The sequence below is a fragment of the Streptosporangium lutulentum genome, from assembly GCF_030811455.1.
In the GTDB taxonomy this organism is placed as follows: domain Bacteria; phylum Actinomycetota; class Actinomycetes; order Streptosporangiales; family Streptosporangiaceae; genus Streptosporangium; species Streptosporangium lutulentum.
The window spans coordinates 3,485,942-3,504,464 of the sequence record NZ_JAUSQU010000001.1; the positions used below are offsets into that span (position 1 = coordinate 3,485,942).

Annotated in this window: 17 protein-coding genes; 4 read left to right on the forward strand and 13 right to left on the reverse strand. The window is 68.8% G+C overall.

Features of this window, described 5'->3' with window-relative positions:
- Positions 1-2 precede the first annotated feature (2 nt).
- The 7 genes from J2853_RS15585 to J2853_RS15615 form a co-directional block, all read right to left on the reverse strand.
- Positions 3-1,013: an ABC transporter ATP-binding protein gene (locus J2853_RS15585; RefSeq protein WP_307558535.1), complete on the reverse strand. Its 1,011-nt coding sequence runs from the start codon at positions 1,011-1,013 to the stop codon at positions 3-5.
- Positions 1,010-2,062: an ABC transporter ATP-binding protein gene (locus J2853_RS15590; protein WP_307558537.1), complete on the reverse strand. Its 1,053-nt coding sequence runs from the start codon at positions 2,060-2,062 to the stop codon at positions 1,010-1,012. Before J2853_RS15590 ends, J2853_RS15585 begins: the two co-directional genes overlap by 4 nt.
- A gap of 129 nt (positions 2,063-2,191) precedes the next feature.
- On the reverse strand, positions 2,192-3,112 hold the full coding sequence (locus J2853_RS15595; RefSeq protein WP_307558539.1) for an ABC transporter permease: 921 nt from the start codon (positions 3,110-3,112) through the stop codon (positions 2,192-2,194).
- 67 nt (positions 3,113-3,179) lie between these two features.
- The gene (locus J2853_RS15600; protein ID WP_307558541.1) at positions 3,180-4,226 is read right to left on the reverse strand and encodes an ABC transporter permease; all 1,047 of its coding nucleotides are present in this window, start codon (positions 4,224-4,226) and stop codon (positions 3,180-3,182) included.
- A complete protein-coding gene (locus J2853_RS15605; RefSeq protein WP_307558543.1) occupies positions 4,223-6,034 on the reverse strand; it encodes an ABC transporter substrate-binding protein in 1,812 nt (603 codons plus the stop codon). Before J2853_RS15605 ends, J2853_RS15600 begins: the two co-directional genes overlap by 4 nt.
- 400 nt (positions 6,035-6,434) lie before the next feature.
- The gene (locus J2853_RS15610) at positions 6,435-7,649 is read right to left on the reverse strand and encodes a phosphotransferase (protein WP_307558545.1); all 1,215 of its coding nucleotides are present in this window, start codon (positions 7,647-7,649) and stop codon (positions 6,435-6,437) included.
- Positions 7,650-7,772: 123 nt separating this feature from the next.
- Entirely contained in the window at positions 7,773-7,910 is a 138-nt protein-coding gene (locus J2853_RS15615) for a helix-turn-helix domain-containing protein (protein WP_307558547.1), read from the reverse strand.
- A 602-nt stretch (positions 7,911-8,512) separates the two neighbouring features.
- On the opposite strand from J2853_RS15615, the gene J2853_RS15620 reads away from it, so the two are divergent.
- Positions 8,513-9,109: a cysteine hydrolase family protein gene (locus tag J2853_RS15620; RefSeq protein ID WP_307558549.1), complete on the forward strand. Its 597-nt coding sequence runs from the start codon at positions 8,513-8,515 to the stop codon at positions 9,107-9,109.
- 120 nt (positions 9,110-9,229) lie between these two features.
- On the opposite strand, the gene J2853_RS15625 is transcribed toward J2853_RS15620, so the two are convergent.
- Entirely contained in the window at positions 9,230-9,772 is a 543-nt protein-coding gene (locus tag J2853_RS15625; protein WP_307558551.1) for a DUF5946 family protein, read from the reverse strand.
- A gap of 448 nt (positions 9,773-10,220) precedes the next feature.
- The gene (locus tag J2853_RS15630; RefSeq protein ID WP_307558553.1) at positions 10,221-10,604 is read right to left on the reverse strand and encodes a hypothetical protein; all 384 of its coding nucleotides are present in this window, start codon (positions 10,602-10,604) and stop codon (positions 10,221-10,223) included.
- A 1,335-nt stretch (positions 10,605-11,939) separates the two neighbouring features.
- On the opposite strand from J2853_RS15630, the gene J2853_RS15635 reads away from it, so the two are divergent.
- Positions 11,940-13,163, forward strand: a complete 1,224-nt coding sequence (locus J2853_RS15635) for an MFS transporter (RefSeq protein WP_307558555.1) — start codon at positions 11,940-11,942, stop codon at positions 13,161-13,163.
- 180 nt (positions 13,164-13,343) lie between these two features.
- Here J2853_RS15635 and J2853_RS15640 read toward each other — a convergent pair whose 3' ends face one another.
- The 3 genes from J2853_RS15640 to J2853_RS15650 form a co-directional block, all read right to left on the reverse strand.
- Positions 13,344-13,544 (reverse strand): hypothetical protein, encoded by a 201-nt coding sequence (locus J2853_RS15640; RefSeq protein WP_307558556.1) that lies wholly within the window; start codon positions 13,542-13,544, stop codon positions 13,344-13,346.
- 49 nt (positions 13,545-13,593) lie between these two features.
- Positions 13,594-14,667, reverse strand: a complete 1,074-nt coding sequence (locus J2853_RS15645) for a MerR family transcriptional regulator (RefSeq protein WP_307558558.1) — start codon at positions 14,665-14,667, stop codon at positions 13,594-13,596.
- A 368-nt stretch (positions 14,668-15,035) separates the two neighbouring features.
- Positions 15,036-16,025: an ArsR/SmtB family transcription factor gene (locus J2853_RS15650; protein ID WP_307558560.1), complete on the reverse strand. Its 990-nt coding sequence runs from the start codon at positions 16,023-16,025 to the stop codon at positions 15,036-15,038.
- A 134-nt stretch (positions 16,026-16,159) separates the two neighbouring features.
- On the opposite strand from J2853_RS15650, the gene J2853_RS15655 reads away from it, so the two are divergent.
- Positions 16,160-17,011, forward strand: a complete 852-nt coding sequence (locus J2853_RS15655) for an isocitrate lyase/PEP mutase family protein (protein ID WP_307558562.1) — start codon at positions 16,160-16,162, stop codon at positions 17,009-17,011.
- Here J2853_RS15655 and J2853_RS15660 read toward each other — a convergent pair.
- The gene (locus J2853_RS15660; protein ID WP_307558564.1) at positions 16,970-17,455 is read right to left on the reverse strand and encodes a carboxymuconolactone decarboxylase family protein; all 486 of its coding nucleotides are present in this window, start codon (positions 17,453-17,455) and stop codon (positions 16,970-16,972) included. The two genes, J2853_RS15655 and J2853_RS15660, sit on opposite strands and share 42 nt — an antisense overlap.
- 112 nt (positions 17,456-17,567) lie before the next feature.
- On the opposite strand from J2853_RS15660, the gene J2853_RS15665 reads away from it, so the two are divergent.
- The gene (locus J2853_RS15665; RefSeq protein ID WP_307558566.1) at positions 17,568-18,455 is read left to right on the forward strand and encodes a LysR family transcriptional regulator; all 888 of its coding nucleotides are present in this window, start codon (positions 17,568-17,570) and stop codon (positions 18,453-18,455) included.
- Positions 18,456-18,523: the final 68 nt, after the last annotated feature.

Consider the following 18,523-nt stretch of genomic DNA (forward strand, 5'->3'; position numbering starts at 1 on the left):
GTTCATGCTCGGCCGACCGGCGTGGCGACGACGCTCCGGCGCCGGGGGTGGAAGCAGGCGTGTTCCTGGAGCATGCCCCCGTCATGGCCGAGTTCCGGGCGCTCCGACTCACAGCGGCCGGTGCGGAACGGGCAGCGCCGCGCGAACAGGCACCCCGCGTCGTCGCGGCCCTCGTCGAGCGCCTCGGTCGGCACCACCGGCTGCTCGCCCGGCCGTTCCAGGCCGCGCAGTACCGGAATGGCCGACAGCAGCGACTGCGTGTAGGGGTGGACGGGATCGGAGATGATCGTCTCCACGTGACCGCGTTCGACGACCTGTCCGCGGTAGATGACGTACAGCTCACCGTCCTCGCCGATGTAGCGGGCGGTGGCCACGTCGTGGGTGATGAACAGCACGCTCACGCCGAGCCGCTCGCGCAGGTCCTTGAGCAGTGCCAGGATGCCCAGCCGCAGCGACACGTCGATCATGGAGACGGCCTCGTCCGCGACGAGCATCTCCGGATCGACCGTGAGCGCGCGGGCGATGACGACCCGCTGGCGCATGCCGCCGGAGAGCTGGTGGGGATAACGCGGCAGGACGTAGCCGGGGTCGAGCCCGACCAGTTCCAGCAGTTCCTCCGCCCGTCCCTCCACCCACGACCGCGGACGGCGGGTCCACTTGGCCCGCAGGTCGAGGGGCGCGTTCAGCGTCTGGTGGATCGTGCGGGTCGGGTTGAGCGCGGAGTACGGATCCTGGTGGATGAGCTGGATCCGGCGGAAGTACGGTTCCCGCTGCCTCGGGCGCAGGGGTGACATGGGGGTGCCGTCGATGGTGATCTCCCCGGAGTCGTGGCTCTCCAGCCCGGCGATGATCCGTCCCAGCGTCGTCTTGCCGGAACCGGACTCACCGATGAACGAGGCCGCGCCGCCCTTCCTGATGGCGAAGTCGACCCCGCGCAACGCTCTCACCTCCCGCCCGGCGAGGACTCCGCCTCGCTGCCTGAAGGTCTTCGTGATGCCCTCTCCCGTGATCACCCCTGCCTCCTCTCCGCTCCGTGCGCCTTCGCGACCCTCTGCGCCCCCGCCGCGGCCGTCCGCCTGCCGCGTTCCGCCTCGGCCGCGACCGCGTGACACGCCACGATCCACTCCCCGCGGGCGACCACCGGCGGCTCCTCCGTCTCGCAGACGTCCATGCGCAGATGGCAACGCTCTCTGAACACGCATCCCCGCGCCGGGATCGTCCCAAGCGTGGGCGGGCGGCCGGGTAGTGCCCGGGCCTCGCCGATGTCTCCCACGAGACGCGGGATGGCCCGGATCAGGCCCTGGGTGTAGGGGTGGCGGGGCGCGCCGAGCACCTCCATGGTCGGCCCCTGCTCGACCACCCGCCCGCCGTACATGACGGCCAGCCGGTCGGCGACCTCGGCCACCACGCCGAGGTCGTGGGTGATGACGAGCGTGGTGAGCCCGCGTTCGGTGTGCACCTCGCGGATGATCCGCAGGATCGTGGCCTGGGTGATCATGTCGAGTGCGGTGGTGGGCTCGTCCAGCACGACGAGGTGCGCGTTGAGGACCAGCGCGAGCATGATGCCCACGCGCTGGCGCATCCCGCCCGACAGCTCGTGCTGGTGGGAGTCGAGCACGCGGGCGCCGTCCAGCCCCATCCGGCCGAGCAGGTCCTTGGCGTCCCTGACCAGTGCGCGCAGGTCGTCCACCTCGTGCGAGCGCCCGAGGTCGAGGAGTTGCTTACCGACCGTCTTGAGGGGGTTGAGGGAGTTCTGGGCGGCCTGAAAGACGTATCCGATGTGCCGTCCTCGTGCCTTGCGCAGGTCGTTCCCGCCCAGCTGGACGACGTCGCCGAGACCGTCGATCTCCACGCTGCCCGACCTGATCCTGCCGGGTGGCTGAACGGCGTTGAGCAGCGACAGCGCCAGGGTGGACTTCCCCGAGCCGGACTCGCCGACCACGCCGGTGATCGTCCCGGGAACCAGTTCCAGATCGATCCCGGCGACGGCGGGGAGTTCCCCCGCCGGGGTCCGGTAGACGACGGAGAGGTCGTTGACGCGCACTCCCGGCGCCTGCTTCACGGGCGACGCTCCTTGAGGCCTCCCGGGGAGCGAGGTCCCGCCGGGCTCCTCGGGGAAGCACTCCCCCTCGGGAGCGGACGCCGTCCGTCCGGGATCCGGTGCCTTCTTCGTGGGGAACAGGAACATCCGTCACTCCTCCCGCAGCCGGGGATTGAAGATCTCGTCCATCGCGTCGACGACGAGCACGATGCCCAGGGTGAGCAGCAGGATCGCCAGCAACGGCGCCAGCAGGTACGGCAGCGCGGCGGTGGTCGTCAGCGCGCCGCCCCCGAACACGGCGAGGTTGAGCATCACACCCCAGTTGTTGGCGTCGAACGGCAGCACACCCAGGAAGAACAGTCCCACCTGCGCGTACACCGCGCCGGTCACCGCGATGAGCATGTTCATCGCGATGAAGGGGGCCATGCTCGGCAGCAACTCCCTGCCGATGATGTGCCTCGTGGACAGGCCCAGCCCCTTGGCCGCCTCGATGAAGCCGCGCTCGCGCAGGGACAGGGTCTGGGCTCGCACGGAACGCGCCACGCCGCCCCAGCCGAGGAGACCGAGCACCAGTCCCATCTCGAACGCGCCGGTGAACTTCCACACGGTCGACAGGACCAGCAGCAGCGGCAGGCCCGGGATCGCCAGATTCATGTCGGTGATCCGCATGAGCAGGCTGTCCCAGCGCCCTCGCCTGAACCCGGCGAACAACCCGACACCGGTGCCGAGCACGATCGCGATGACCGCGGTGATCAGTCCGGTCAGCAGGACGTACCGCGCTCCGGTGATCACCAGGGCGAGCACGTCGGTGCCCTCGAAGTCGGTGCCGAAGGGGTGGATCAAACTCGGCGAGGCGTAGAGCGCGTTGTTGTCGCGCGGCAGCTGCGCCGGGTAGAACAGCGGCCCGAAGGCGCCCATGACCGCGAACACGGCCAGGATGATCACGCCGAGCATCCGGCTGGGCTTGCGCCGCAGCACCCGCCAGACACCGCGCCAGAAGTTTCGCCTCAGGGTCGCGCGGGCGCCACCGGGCGTGCGCGTACCGCTCGGGATGATGGTCGGCGCGGTCATGCGGTCCCCTCCTTCGGTCGCGTGACCGTCGGGATCACGGCGCCGAGGCCTCCGTCGTGTCGCCAGGTCATGAGGCGGTCTCCCCTCCGCTCCGCACGCGCGGATCGATCGCGGTGTAGAGCATGTCCGCCACGATGTTGGCGACGACGATCGCCACGGTGATCAGCAGGAAGGCACCGCCCATCAGCGCGTAGTCACGGCTGGTGATGCTGTTGATCAGCAGCAGCCCCAGCCCCGGATAGTTGAAGATCATCTCGATGAAGATCGCGCCGCCGAAGAGCATGCCCAGCGAGAGCGCGAGGATGGTGAACAGCGGCAGGATCGCGTTGCGGGCCACGTAGCGGAAGATGATCCCGCGCTTGAGGCCGCGCAGCTCGGCGGCGAGGATGAAGTCGTCGCCGAGCACCGTGACCACGCTCGACTTCATCGCCAGGATCCAGCCTCCGTAGCTGGCCAGCGCGTAGGTCACGATCGGCAGTGTGGCGTGCTGGATCAACGAGCCGATGTAGCCGGCGTTGAAGCCGGGCTCGAACAGGATGTCCGCCGTGCCGCCGGCGGGGAAGATCGGCAGCAGGGTCGTGAAGATCGCGGCTATCAGCAGCGCGAGGACGTACTGCGGCAGGCCGTGCAGGAGCGAGCCCGAGATGGCCAGGAGGTCGCCGAGCATGCCCGAGCGCCTCATCGCCGCGTAGACGCCCATGGTGATGCCGACCACGAAACTCAGCAGGGTGCCGACCAGGACCGGGACGATCGTCCACGCGGCCGCCGAGGCGAGCAGCGTCGTGACCTGCACGCCGGGCGTGCTCAGCGACTGTCCCAGGTTGAGGTGGATCAGGCCCCTCATGTAGTCGACGTACTGCTCCCACAGGGTGCCGCGCGGCATGAAGCCGTACAGCGCGGCCGTGGCCCGCTGGGCCTGCTCCGGCGACATGCCCTGCTCCACCAGGCTCTCGTAGCGGGCGAGCAGGGGGTCGCCGGGGATGTTTCTGATGATCACGAAGCTGATCGTGGTGACCACCAGGATCATGACGAATCCGCGGACCAGGTGGCCCGCCAGCCGCCGTACGACGTTGTTGACCCCGGGAAGGCGCCGGGCCCCGATGAGCGTCGTCATGCCTGCTTCCTCTTGATCAGACCGAGCTGGAGCCAGACACCGGAGGTGAGTCGCAGTGTGTCGCTGTTGTTCGGCGGGAAACCGGTGAAGCGGGTGGTGTTGACGAACTGGGTGTTGACGTAGTCCCACATCTGGATCACCGGAAGGTCCTGGTTCGTGGCCTCGGCGAGGACCCCGATGATCTTCTTCTGCTCGGCCTCGGAGGCCGAGTTCAGTTGGACCGCGAGCGCGCCGGGGTCGACCTTGCCGACGCCCTTGACGTCGAGGGTCTCCGGTCCGCCCATCCAGTTGCCCTCCGTGCCCGGGGCCACGTGCTTGAGTTTGCCGCCGAAGAGCTGCCAGCCGTTCGACGCGCCGTACAGGCGCTGGTAGATGTTGTACGGCGAGGGCCCGAGCGCGACCAGCCAGAATCCGACGTCGTACCTGCCCTGGGCGATCTCCTGCAGGTAGAGCGGGTAGTCGGCGGTGCTGACGACCTGGGCGTCGATCCCGGCGTCGTTGAGCTGGCTGGTGACGGCCTTCGCCCCGGACACCCAGTCGGAGAACGACGCGGGCACGTTGATGGTCATCTTCCAGGGTGTGCCGTCCGGCATCGCCCACTTGCCGCCGATCTTCCGCATGCCCGCGGCCCTGAGTTCCTCCGCGGCCTTGGCGGGGTTGAACGTGTAGGGGTCGAGCGTGGAGAGCTTGTCGCCGAGCCAGGCTTCGGCGGCCTCCTGGTGCATGCCGGAGGTGGTCAGCGCGGCGACGCCGCCCTCCGGCGAGGCGACCTTCGTGACCTGCGCGCGGTCGATCAGATAGGCCAGCGCCCGGCGGACGTGCACGTTGTCGTAGGGCTTCTTGGACTGGTTGAACGCCAGCGCGTTGCCGACCGGCGAGTACCCCTTGACGACGTTGTTGCCCGAGGTCTGGACGATGCGCTTCATGACGTTGGCGGGGAGCGCGGTGAACGGCGCGTTGTCCAGCTGCCCGGAGATCAGGTAGTTCCAGACCTGCTCGTTGCCGGTGTAGTTGAGAATCTTCACCTTGTCGGGGGCGACGTTGGCGGCGTTGTAGAAATACTTGTTCTTGACCAGCAGCGCCTCACCGGGGTTCACCCGCGCCAGCGCGAACGGCCCCGCGGAGACGTCCTTGGGCGGGGCGAAGGCGATGACCTTGTCGGCCAGGCTGGTGATCTCGGCGCGCGCCGCGTCGGCCCCGGGAGCGTCGCTCTGCGCGGTCTTCAGCTTGGTCCAGAAGTCGGCGGGCAGCACACCGGCCCAGACGTGCTCCGGGACGATGAAGGTCTCCATCACGCCCTGGACGAAGGAGTTGCTCGGGTTCTTCGCCGACTGGGTGATTTTGATCGTCCGGTCATTAATGATCTTAATGTCGGAGGCCGTACCGGCCGCGGAGGGGTCGAGCGCGTAGGCGGTGCCGCCCTGGGTGTAGGCCAGGCCGATGGAGAACTTCACGTCCTCGGCGGTGATCGGCGTGCCGTCGGACCACCTGCCGTTCGGGCGGAGATTGATGGTGATCGAGGACTGGCGAGGAGCGATCTTCCAGCTCTCCGCGACGCCCGGGTAGAACTCGTCGGAGTCGGTCAGATTGTTCTTGGTCCACCCGAGCCACTCGGAGTTGTACCCCTGGAAGGCGTTGCCCTTGGGGTTGTACGGATTGATCGGCGCGTTCGCGTCGAGGCCCGGCTTGAGGGCGTCGATCGTCGTGTACACACCGCCGTCACTCGCGGCGGAGCCGCCTCCGGCACCACCGCCGCACGCCGCGGTGGTGAGGGCGATCAACACCGCTACCACTGCTAGTCGCTTCATGAACTACTCCGGGGAGTCTTGCCAGGCCAGGACGTCGGGGTTGTCCGGACACTACGTTCACTCGGCGACCTGAGTCAATAATTTCCAAAGCCCGCGTGTTTAATGTAACTTTCCTTCATTTCTTGTCCGCGGACACCCCATGCCACGAATCCCTCGCCCTGGACGGGGATCCGAGCCCTGCGGCCGACGGCCACGCCCGCCCCGGCTCACCCACCGGCTTCCATGCACGGGCTTTAATTTTTACGTTCCGGCTCGCCGGCGCCGTCCGGTGAACCCGGGACGGAGCCGGATCCAGGTTCTTCGCGGCCCACGACCGACAGGCCCGCTCCGGAGTCGGAGCGGGCCTACCGGTCGTGGGCGGACATCGGGCAGCGGTCGTCCGGACGGTCCGGCGACGGATCTAGGCGGGGTCCGGACCGTTGACCGCGCCAAGGGTGTCCAGGTCCAGGAGGGCGTTCGACGCGCGTTCGAGGATGCCGAGACTGATCGAGTCGGGCTGGAATTTCGGCTGGATCGCGCTGCGTCCGATGGACAGCAGCCAGCCGAAGTAGGACCAGAGCATCTGCCGGCGGTAGGCGAGCCACGCGGCCTCGACGTCCGGCGCCGTGCCTCCCGCCGCATCGAGCCGCTCCAGGTAGAAGGCCAGCAGGTCACGTTCCCAGGCGCGCCGGTCCTCCACGGCCAGCCCGGTCGCGATGGTGTACGACACGTCGTAGGCCCAGCTGCCGCGCATGACGACCTGCCAGTCGCCGAACCCCAGCCGGCCGGACCGGGTCTTGTAGACGTTGCCGATGTGCGAGTCGCCGTGCAGGAGGGTCAGGGGGCCCTGACCCGCCAGCTCCAGCGATCGCCAGAGCGCTCGGTAGAGGTCGTCGTGGAGGGGCAGGACGGCCTCGGGCATCACGGCCTTGGCGCGCTGGACCCCGACCTGGCTGCGCTTCTCCAGCCCGGCGAACTTGGCGAGGTTGCCGATGAAGGTCTCCGGCGTCTTCCGGAGGAACGAATGCCGATCCAGCTCCGCGTCGTCCCAGTACCGTCCGTGCCAGACCGCCATGTCGGCGAGCAGGCCCTTCATCTCCTCAAGGGAGATCGGGGTCTGCGGGGTGCAGAAGGTCGCCCCCTTGGTGGCGACGATGTCCTCCATCAGCGCGATCGAGCGCCCCGACGCCGGATCGACCGCTCCGTGATAGCCGTGGGGCGCCTCGATGTCCAGGTGGGGCCGGAGGTGCGTGTAGAACCCCGGCTCACCCGTGAGCACGTCGGCCATCCCCAGGAGCAGGCGCTGGGTCCAGCTCCGGCTCGTCTTGGCGAAGAGCGCCGTGGGCAGGCCCGCGTCGCGACCGGCGGCGTTGTAGACGACCGTGGCCCGCCAGCGGCTCGACGTACCGTTGCTCACGTCCTCCAGGCCGTGGGACTCGACCGCCGCGCCGGCGTGCTCACCGCACAGGACGGCGGTCAGCCATTCGCCGGTGACCTCCCTTGTCCGCACCGGCACGTCCGTCGAACGGGTCGCCGGCCGTCGGGTGAGCTGCTCCCGGAGAGCGTGGCCGCTGTATCGCAGGATTCCCTTGGCCACCACCAGCCCCGGACTGTCAGTGCGCGAACCGGTGTCCAATGACTGATCTCCTCGGTCATAGGCCGCAGATCCAGAAATGGATCTTGCTTCATGCGGAGTATGACCGATCAGGGAGCTCTGAGCCACCGTGAATCTCGGAATCAGGGCGGCCGACCGGGATGATCAGCCGTCCACCGGGACCACGGGCGCCGGGGAGCCAGGTCCGGCGATGCGCTTGGAGACGGCCTGCCGGGGGATCGACAGGTCTGCGGCGGCGTGCTGGAACCGGCCGGTGCCCACGACGGCGACGAACGTGCGCACAGCATCGAGATCCGCACCGGCCGATCTTAGTTCACAACTTACAGTTGTGAACTTTCGGTCAGGCGTTGTTTGACGAGCTTATCAACCGCACGTTTTGATCTCTCAAGTCAACGAATGGTTGTTTCGCAGAGATAGCGGGTGTGCGTTGGGGGAGTTCGCCTGGGCGGCGGTTCACGTGGTTCTGGGCCGCGTATACGGTCAGCGCGTCCGGCGCATGGCTCGCGTTCGACGCGTTCGCCCCGATCGCGATTCCCGCTCTGGACGCAGGGCCTGTCGAGGTGCCGGTTCCGGCCGCCGCAGGGCTCGCGGTCGGGGCGGTGGTCGCGGTGCCGCTCGGGCCGTGGGTGGAGTTCCGGCGCGAACGGCCGGTGATGATCGCGATGGACCTGATCCGGTTCGCGGCGCTGATGAGCGTCGCTCACCGTCCTCATGCTCGGCGACCTCGGGTCCACACCCTGGCGGTGCGACCCCGCCTTCGGCGCCCCCCGCATCGGCGGCTTCATCGGCTCGCGACTGGCCCGTCCGTTCCTCCTCCCTCGACACGACCGCACGTCCCACCTCAAGAACGCCGACCAGGCACCACCGGAAAGGCAGACACTCTCATGAGCACCGCCCCCACGCTCGACCCCGCACACACCGCCCTGCTCGTCATGGACTATCAGCCCGCGATCCTCGCGCTGCTCCCCGAAAGCGACAGTGAAGCCTTGCTGGGACGCATGGAAAAGGTAATCGCCGCCGTTCGCGCCAGGGGCGGTACCGTCGCCTACGTCCGGGTCGGCTTCACCGAGGCCGACTGGGCTGCGATCCCGCCCACCAACAGATCTTTCGCACCGATCGCCCAGCACCGTCTCATGCACCACGCGGACCTTGACACCGCTGTCCACGAACGTCTCGCTCCCCAGGACGGAGACATCATCGTGCGTAAGATCCGTTACGGAGGCCTGTCCACCACCGACCTCGATCAGCGGCTGCGCGAACACGGCATCACCACTCTGATCATCTCGGGCATCAGTACCAGCGGCGTCGTCCTGTCCACCGTCCTCGACGCGGCCGACCGCGACTACCGGCTCTACGTCCTGGCCGACGGCGTCGCCGACCCTGACCCCGAAGCGCATGACGTCCTGCTCCGTCAGGTCTTTCCCTCACGGGCCCACATCCTCGAAACCGCCGAGTTGCACACCCTCCTGCGAGCCGACTGACGCCGGCCGCGCCGGCACACCCGGCAGGAGAACGACCGCTCGCTCTCCTGGTGCCCGCCCCGGGACGCGGCCAAGCCGCGGACCAACGAGACCGGACGCCGCACCGTGCTGTGTCCGGCCTCAGCTCCCCGGCCTTGCCAGGGCCCGGGCATTCCACCGGCGGATCGTGGCATGGTGTGGCGACCACGACCGCCACACGTCGCGGCCCCAAGCCCAGGCGAGTCGCTCATGCTCGACCGCGTCACGGGCGGCGAGTACGTCGACGGCGGTCATCAGGCCGTGCTGCTGCGGCGGCCGCAGCCAGTGGAAGTAGTCCGGGCGGCCGGCCATCATCTGCTTGTGCAGCGCTGGACCGTCGCGCGGATCGGCCTCGCCCTCAACGAACAGGCACAGCGTCATCAGGCACAGCGCCAGGCCCTGGATCCCCCGCCGGCTACTGTCGCCGGAGTGCTGCGCGATGTATGCGTCCACGATCAACTGGTGGACATGACGGTACTCGGCGATGGTGTACGAGCGTGCCAGTAGCTCGCCGTAGCGCTCCCAGCACTCGGCCGACGCCCTGCGCTCGTCAGGGAGCGGCCCACCCGTGGCTGGGGCCACCAGCCCGCACCCGGGACAGGTGGTCGTGGTCATCGGGACCCGCTCAAGCCGGCCGACGCCCACGGGCGCACCTGCTCATGGTGGCCGGCCCAAGCCGGCCAGGCTGCCTGAGTCCGGCCGCGGACCGCTGTTGCGTGGCCGGCCCTGTTGATGGCGCGGTGGATGCCGGCCCCGGTGACCTCGCCGAGGAAGACCGATGGCGACGGGTGCAGCCAATCCGCCGCCACCAGATCATCGTCGTGTGATGCGACGTTCACACTCAAGATCTTATCCGCCGCGTGGCTCCGCGCTCTGGAACGGCCGCCCCACCACCCGACGCCTACTGCCGGGCGCCCTAGGACAATCATCCTGTTGGCGAATGCGTGACCGTAGGAGGTGGCGCCGTGGCCCAAGGTTCCCGAACACAGCTGGAAGTGCAGAATTTTCAACTGGGCTCGCTGCGGGTCCTTCGCCTCGCGGGTGAGCTGGATGCCCTTACGGCCCCCAATGCCTGATCGGCGATTTCACTCGCCTACGGCGTCGCGTTGTTGTTGTTGTTGGTGTTGTTGACCGGTTCGGAGCGCCGGCGGTCGCGGCCGTCGCGTCCGTCGCGTCCGTCGCGGCGGCGCTCGTCTTCGCTGAAGGTGGTGTTGTTGTTGTTGAGGTTCACGTTGAGGTGGAACCTCCTGTGGTCGCGGTGACTGGAGCAGCTGCGGTGGTGGCAGCTGCGGTGGTGGTGGCAGCAGCAGCCGCGGCGCCAGCCCCAGCCGCCACCGCCGCAGTTGGCGACGCTCGCGCCTGCGGTGACCGTGGCGGTGGCGTTGGCGGCGGTGGTCGCCGCGCTCAGGCTCACGACTCCGCCGGCCAGGGCCGCGCTGATCGCGAGCCCCGCGATGACATTTTTGATGTCGGGCATTACATTTCCCCTTAAAAGGATCGGTTGCCCCGATTCTGATATTTCCAGAATTATCGGAAAATGATCGGGATGACCACTTATAGATCGTCCCTGTTGTCATAGTTTCCTCGGATGTCATGCGACAAACGAATATTGACGGCTTTTGCTGTCTTATTATCCAACCATTGATGATGTTAGACCCTTATTGATTGTTTTACTATGAAATGCTTCCAATGTCGGATTTGACCCATAAGTTCCAGAGCGATCATGGAAGGCGCGCCGGGGGGCCGACGGCCCAGGAATGCCCGACAAAACAAATGAGCCGATCTTCTTGTTCCGCCTCCCTACCTGAGGCACGTCTCATTGAGCATGACGCATCCGTTTGGATGCCTCAGATACGAAAGACGGCATGCTCCTGACCGAGCCCGTGTCGACGACCGCCGTCCAAGCCTCCTCGGTGGCAGACCCGGGCGAATGCATTGGTCGGCCGGATGATGGAAACGGCGAAAGAGCCGGGAGGCTGATTGGACGACAAGTATTGACGGTGGGTCCGCATATTCTGAATCAACACGCATAGGTTGATATAGCATGACAATCTCAACTCTGATTTCGCCGCCGACGATGATCGGGCCCCCAACGACGGCACATGGTAAATGCAGCACCGCCAACGGCGGGGTATCCAGATCTACGTCCTGACCCGTGAAGACAAGCCCTCGCTTCCGCGAGGCTTTCTTCGTTATCGAGGTACAGCCGGAATGCGACAGGAACAGACTCTCGGCCCGCGTATCCATATGAAATTCGACCGATCCGTGGGGCCTTGCCAAAGCCGCACAGGATACGTGACCGGTCGTTGGCCAACCATGATTGTTCTCACCGGTACCGGCTATTCCATTGGCCCCAAAGCCGGACCACATCACAGCGCCGGTGCAATGGGTTCCCCGCCGCCCTCGTGCATCTGCGGGCCGGCTCCGTTCGCGTCGCCGCCGGCGAGAAGGTGACGACGGGGCAGTCGATCGCGGACTGCGGCAACCCTGGCAACTCCACCGGCCACACGTGCACGTGCAGATCATGAACAGCCCGGCTGTCACGCTCAGCGGCGTGACGGGGCACCGGGGCGCGACGACAATCACGGCCGGCCGGGCCGCCCGTCCCCGCGAGCCCTACCGGAACGCGCGCCACGGCGCGGGCGACAGGACGGCGAGCCTGCGGCTGACCTGCGGCACCGTCACCGGGGCCCCGGCCAGGCTGCACGGGGGAACCCGGTCGGCGTTGCGTGCGGGGCCGCTCGCTCCGGGATCTGACGGTGAGGTCTCAAACCCGCCAGCACACGGCCATGATCGCTGCTGGACTGGGTTCATGCCCACGACCACCACCTCTACCCCCGCCCCGGCCGCGCCGGCACGATCACCGCTGATCGGTTGGCTGGCCGTCGTTTCAGTGATGTTGGGGATCTTCTCGATCGTCACCGCCGAGATCCTGCCGATCGGCTTGCTGACGTCCATCGGATCCGACTTCGACGTCTCCGACGGCGCGGCGGGCCTGATGATGACGATCCCCGGCATTCTCGCCGCGATCGCCGCCCCGACGGTCACCGTCGTGACCGGGCGGTTCGACCGGCGCTTGATGCTGTGCGCCCTGATACTCCTTCTGGCCGTCGCGAACTTCCTCGCGGCCGCCGCACCGGCCTACTGGGTCATGGTGATCTCCCGCGTCCTGGTCGGGCTGGTCATCGGTGGTTTCTGGTCGATCGGCGCCGGCCTCGCCGTACGACTGGTGCGAACGGAGCGGGTCGGCACGGCGACCGCGGTGATCTTCTCCGCCGTCCCGCTGGGATCCGTACTGGGCGTACCCGCGGGCACCCTCATCGGGCACCTCGCAGGCTGGCGGACGGCCTTCGTCGTCATGGGGGTGATGACGGTGGGGGTGTTCCTCGCGCTGCTCGTGCTGGTGCCGCCGCTGCCCGCCGTCCAGGTGACGCGGTTGGCGGTCCTCGGCGACCTGCTCCGCGGCGCCGGCGTCCGGGCCGGGCTTGTTCTGACCTTTCTCATAGTGATGGCCCATTTCGGGACCTACACCTACGTGACTCCTTTCCTCCAGCAGGTCACCCAGGTAAGCCCCGGTCTGATCACCACGTTCCTGCTCGTGTACGGCATCGTCGGCATCGCCGGTAATTTCATCGCGGGCATGACGGCGACACGTAACCTGCGAGCCACGTTCGTCGTCAGCGGCTGCATGATCGCCGGCGCGACCCTGCTGCTTCCGGTCCTCGGCAGGGGAGACGTCGGCGCGATCGTGCTGCTCGTCGTGTGGGGGCTGGCCTATGGTGCCGTCCCGGTCTGCTCGCAGACCTGGTTCTCCACCTCGGCCCCCCACGCGCCGGAGGCGGCCTCCATCCTCTTCACCTCGTCCTTCCAGGCCACCATCGCCGTCGGCGCCCTGCTCGGAGGTGTCGTGGTGGACGCGGCCTCCCCCTCCACCGTCATGGTGGTCGGTGGGGCGATCGCGACCCTCATGGTGCTGACGGTCACCGCCGGCCGAGTCGCCCCCGAAGCGGCATCACCACGTCCGGGCGTGAGGTGATCGGGGTGTCCGCGCCGCGGTCATCCGTACAGGCTCACCACCCCGATCGTCCGTGAGAACCGGACGGCCGTAGGACCTCGTCGCGCGCACCGCGGCGAAGAACCGCGGCCCGGCCCGGCCCGCGCCCGGCGTCGGCTGCGGGCCGCGCCGAAGTCCAAAGCCCCCGGGGAGGGGAGGATGTCAACGGCGATCCGCCTTCGGGGCGGTGTGGTGCCAGAGCTGGGGCACCGCCCGAATGATCATGGCGACGGTCGCCGCGGTGAGCAGGCCACCGACCGCGCAGACCGCCGAGGCGGTCTGCAACCTCCGGTAGGCGGGGATCTCCAGGGGACGCCGGTCGAGCGTGTACGTGCCGAAGGAGCGGGCGGCCGACGCCCTCACCTTCTCGCACCGCCGTCGCGGCGGGCTCGGCCGACCAGCCGGAATCCGGTCAAAGGGTCACCACATCGGCCACCACGCACGCGATGTTGTCCGGTGCGCCCGCGGCGTACGCCAGCCCGACCAGCTCGTCGAGGACCTGCTCGGGGTCACCCGCGCCGCTCAGCACGCCGCGCAGGGATTCCTCCGGGACGACGGTGGACAGCCCGTCGGAGCACAGCAGGTAACGGTCGCCGGCGGCGGCCGTGTGCAGCGACATGTCCGGCTGGGACCCGCCCGTACCCGTGAGCGCGCGGACCAGCAGGGAGCGTTGCGGATGCGAGGCGGCCTCCTCGGGGCTGAGGTCGCCCTCGTCGACCAGCGACTGCACGTAGGTGTGGTCGTGGGTGATCTGGAAGATCTCGCCGTCGCGCAGCAGGTACGCCCGCGTGTCACCGATGTGCACCAGCGCCAGCCGGGAACCCGACCACAGCATCGCGGTCAGCGTCGTGACCGCCTCGCCGGACGAGGTCGACCCGGCGATGTCCCGGATCGCCCGGTCGGCCTGACCGACCGCGTCGGTGAGCGCGCCGAGAAGGTCACCGGCGGGTACGGCCCTCGTCTCCAACGGCTTGAGCGCCTCGACGGCCGCCGCGCTCGCGAGATCACCGCCCGGCCCGCGCACCCCGTCGGCCACCGCCAGCAGCCGGGTGCCCGCGTAGGCGGTGTCCTCGTTGCTCGTGCGGACCAGTCCCAGCTCCGACCGGGCCGCGTAACGAATCCCGATCATGGTTTCCGCGTCTTCCACGGCACTTCCCCTTCCTGACAGATAGTCGACGAGGAAGGTGGCCAGCTGTTCGCGGGCGGCGGTTTCGGCCACGAACAGCGCCCGGTAGGCGGCGACCTGCTCGGCCGCCGCCTCAGGCTCCAGGTCGCACACCTGGCGGATGCGGGCCAGCGGCATTCCCAGCCGCCGCAACCACGCGATCAACCGGGCCCGCTCCAGCTGCGCCGGATCGTAGAAGCGGTACCCCGACTCCCCGTCCACCGCGGCCGGCCGGAGCAACCCGAGCTCGTCGTACAGTCGCAACGCCTTCGGCGACAGTCGCGCGGCCCGGGCGAACGCCCCGATCGTGAGCAGCCCCACACCCAACCTCCTCGTGCCGGTCAGGACGACCGGCACCACGATGCTGCGGCTTCACCCAGGGGCAAGGTCCACACTTCCTCGCCGACCGGGCCGCGAACGATGCGGATCGTAACCGCCGGGGACGTAAAAATACGGGGTGTCACTCAACGGTCGACCAGCGGGCCCACGGTGGAAACCACGGTGGCGCCGTTGAGGCGCCTGCCCCGAACGGCGACACCCTGATCACCGGCCACGCGGGCGAATCACGAAGGACCGGTCATGGACGCGCCGACGGCGGCCGCAGGCCGCGACCGCCGCCTGTCCGGCGTTCCAGCGTGGTCACAACGCCCGCTCGGCAAGTCCGGCGAAACCCTGCTTCGAGCGGGCTCTCACGCCTGCGCGGTGAGCAAAGCATCGGCGAGGCCGGTGCGGGCGTACAGTACCGAGCGGCCCGCCCGGTGGGTGCTGGTCAGGCCGGCGGCCCGCAGTGCGGTGAGATGCTGGGACACACCCGCCGCGGAAAGGCCCGACCGCTGGGCGAGTTCGGTGGTCGAGGTGGGTGAGTCCAGCTCGACCAGGATCAGCGCGCGGGACCTGCCGATCACGGCGGCGAGGGCTTCCACGCGCTCATGGGGCCGACGCTCCCACAACGTGCCGATCCCGCGCGCCGGGTAGGCCAGCTGCGGTGGTTCCGATCCGGCGGAACGCGTCAGCACGCGCGGCCAGGCGAAGACCGACGGCACCAGGAGCAGCCCGGCCCCGGTCTCGATTCTGGTGATGGCGCAGTGCCGTTGCACCAGGTGGAGGCCACCGCCGGCCCAGCGCACCGTGTGGTGCAACTCGTTGAGGGCCTGGGCCGTACCCTGCTCGGCCACCTGGCGGCCCCGATGGAAGACGTCCGCCTCCAGCACCGAGCGGATCCTGGCCCAGTAAGGCGCCATCGCGAGCTGCCAGTAGGTTTCGATCTCCGTGACGATCCGCGGCAGGTAGGCCCGAGGGGTCCGGTGAAGGCTCCGCAGCCGGGAGGACAACCGGCCGTCGCGCTCGGTGGCCAGGCGGTCGAGGTCCCGCCGTACCTGCTCGGGGTCGGTGGCCTCGATGGCGGCCAGCTCGTCGGAAAGGTCGGGGGACGCGGTCGCCGGTGCGGGGTTGAGAAAGTCAGGGAGGTGGCCGACGGGCGGGATCATGTCAGCCAGCCAACCGTGATCGAGACCCGCGGCTGCGAGCCGAGGACGTACCTGGTCGGCCCAGCCGCGATGGGGGTCCGCCACCGCAGCGGCGTTCAGCACTCTGCAACCGGTGACGACCTCCCACATGGGCGAGACGGCGAACCGGGTCTCGGCCAGATCGTTCACCGAGAAGGTCAGCCGCGCCTTCATATCGCCTCCGTCGCTCCAGGATTCGGTCCGAGCTTAATCAATGGACGCTCGCTTCCCCGCCCGGCAGCATCCCATGAGCGGTGCCCACGAGGCAGGGTGCCGGAAAGCGGAACGACGCGAAGGCGGTCATGCATATGTCTGTTGACATCTCCCCCTCCATTGGCGCCGCGGCCGACAAGGCCCGGCTGTTTCGCACCTTGAGCGCTGAGTCCGTGCTGGTGCTGCCCAACGCCTGGGACGCCGCCAGCGCGGCGATGATCGCCGCGGCCGGTGCCACGGCGATTGCCACGACCAGCGGTGGCGTGTCGTGGTCCCTGGGTCGCGGGGACGGGCAACGGCTCAGCCGGGGCGAGATGGCGGAGGCCGCGCGGCGCATCGTGGACTCCGTCGACGTGCCGGTGACGGTCGACGTGGAGGGAGGGTACGGACCGGGCCCGGCGGATGTCGCCGCGACCGTGCGGGCGGTGATCGAAGCCGGTGCGGTGGGTGTCAATCTGGAGGACTCCACGGCCGCCGGCGGTCCACTGTTCGACGTCGCCGAACAGAGCGCCAGGCTGCGCGCCGCCCGGGACGCCGCGGCGGCGGCGGGCCTGCCGGCACTGTTCGTCAACGCGCGCACCGACGTCTTCCTGTTCGCGATCGGCCCGTCCGACGCCCGGCTGGGCGAGGTGCTGGCGCGCACGGCGGCATACGCCGCGGCGGGAGCCGACGGCATCTTCGTTCCCGGCCTGCTCGATCTGGACGTGCTGAGCACTCTCTGCGCCGAATCGCCCCTGCCGGTCAACGCGATGGCCGTCGCCGGTGGGCCGCGTGTCACCGAGTTCGCGCAGGCGGGGGTGCGCAGGGTCAGCCTGGGCACGGGACTGGCCCAGGCTGCCTACGCCGCGGCCCGCAGAGCCGCTGCCGAACTGCTCGGCGCGGGAAGTCTCACGGCTCTGGACGGCTCACTGGACTTCAGCGAACTCGACGCCTTGTTTCGTCATTGATCGAGGCCGGGAGGGCGGCTCGGGCAGGCGATCGAGGACGTGGACGGTGGTGTTGGCGATCGGCAGCAGCCCGCGCTCGGCGAAGACCTTCTTGGCGACCAGGGTCGCGTTGATTGACCGCGGCACACCACAGTAGACGGCGGAGTGCAACAGTGCCTCGGAGATCTCCGCAGGGGTGAGGCCGACGTTGAGCGCGCCGTTGACGTGCACCTCCACCTCGATCTCGCACCCCCCAAGGGCGGTGAGCACACCGAGGGTGACCAACTGCCGGTCGCGCGGCGACAGCTCGGAACGGGAGTACATGTCCCCGAACGCCCACGCCACCACCTGGTGACCCAGTTCCGGCGAGACATCGGCCAGCGAGTCCACGACGCGCTGCCCGGCCTCGCCGTCGACCTGCTCAAGGACCCGCATGCCGTACTCGTAGCGCTCCTGGCGGTTCATTTCATTCTCCTTCAGATGTCGTCCGGTGCGATGACTCGATCCTGTCGCGCACCACGCCGGAGCCCGCCCGATTACGCATGCTCCCTATACTTCCCATGCCTGGGAGGTATGAATGGAACTACGGCTGCTCGCCTACGTGGTCGCGATAGCCGAGGAGGGGAGCGTCAGCGCGGCGGCGCGGCGGCTGCACCTGACGCAGCCGACACTGAGCCGCCAGCTCCGCGAACTCGAACGGGAGGTCGGCACCACCCTCTTCGAACGCACCGGCCGCGGGCTCGCGCCGACCCAGGCGGGCCAGATCCTCGTCCAGCGGGCGCTCACCGTGCTCGCCCAGACCGAAGCCGCCCTCGCCGCGGTACGGCTGGCCGGGCAGGGCCTGAGCGGGCGGCTGACCATGACCTTCGCCGGCTCCGGCATCAACGGCCCGCTCGGTGCGGCACTGGGACGGCTGCGCCGCGAACTTCCCCGGGTGGACCTGCAGCTCGAGGAGAGCTTCAACGACACCGAGATGTCGACCGGGGTGCTGAATGGCCGCTGCGATCTCGCCGTACAGCGGCTTCCCCTCCGCGACGCACGCCTGGCCACCGAGGTCTGGTGGCGCGAGCCACTGACGCTGTTCGTGCCCGAAGGCCATCCCCTGGCGTACGGGACCGATCCCGTCCCGCTGTCGGCGCTCGGCCGGATCCCCCTGGTCGTCTGGCCCCGCGACGTCTCGCCCCGGTCCTACGACGAGATCATCGCCCTGTGCCACCACGCCGACGTCGTCCCTCGGATCGGGGCGGAGGGGCGCAGCATCCAGACGATCCTCGCCCTGGTCGCGGCCGGGTTCGGCGCCGCCGTACTCGCCGACTCCCACCGCGCGCTGCGGCGCGTCGGCGTCATACCCCGGCCACTGGCGGGAACCGAGACCGTGCTCCATCTCGTCTGGCGGGCGGACGACGACGACCCCCTCATCGAGCGGGTCCGGGCCGTCCTGCACCGGGCGCTGCCGTCGCAGTGACAGTCCCCCAGAGCGCCGGACCTTCCCCCCGGAGAGGCTCCCGATCCGGTGCCCGCTCTCCAGGCACC

Bases quoted from the DNA above. Each gene is read 5' to 3' on its own strand.
- J2853_RS15595 (WP_307558539.1), bottom strand. From the start codon at position 3,112: ATGACCGCGCCGACCATCATCCCGAGCGGTACGCGCACGCCCGGTGGC.
- J2853_RS15600 (WP_307558541.1), bottom strand. From the start codon at position 4,226: ATGACGACGCTCATCGGGGCCCGGCGCCTTCCCGGGGTCAACAACGTC.
- J2853_RS15605 (WP_307558543.1), bottom strand. From the start codon at position 6,034: ATGAAGCGACTAGCAGTGGTAGCGGTGTTGATCGCCCTCACCACCGCG.
- J2853_RS15620 (WP_307558549.1), top strand. From the start codon at position 8,513: ATGAGCACCGCCCCCACGCTCGACCCCGCACACACCGCCCTGCTCGTC.
- J2853_RS15630 (WP_307558553.1), bottom strand. From the start codon at position 10,604: ATGCCCGACATCAAAAATGTCATCGCGGGGCTCGCGATCAGCGCGGCC.
- J2853_RS15635 (WP_307558555.1), top strand. From the start codon at position 11,940: ATGCCCACGACCACCACCTCTACCCCCGCCCCGGCCGCGCCGGCACGA.
- J2853_RS15650 (WP_307558560.1), bottom strand. From the start codon at position 16,025: ATGAAGGCGCGGCTGACCTTCTCGGTGAACGATCTGGCCGAGACCCGG.
- J2853_RS15655 (WP_307558562.1), top strand. From the start codon at position 16,160: ATGTCTGTTGACATCTCCCCCTCCATTGGCGCCGCGGCCGACAAGGCC.
- J2853_RS15660 (WP_307558564.1), bottom strand. From the start codon at position 17,455: ATGAACCGCCAGGAGCGCTACGAGTACGGCATGCGGGTCCTTGAGCAG.
- J2853_RS15665 (WP_307558566.1), top strand. From the start codon at position 17,568: ATGGAACTACGGCTGCTCGCCTACGTGGTCGCGATAGCCGAGGAGGGG.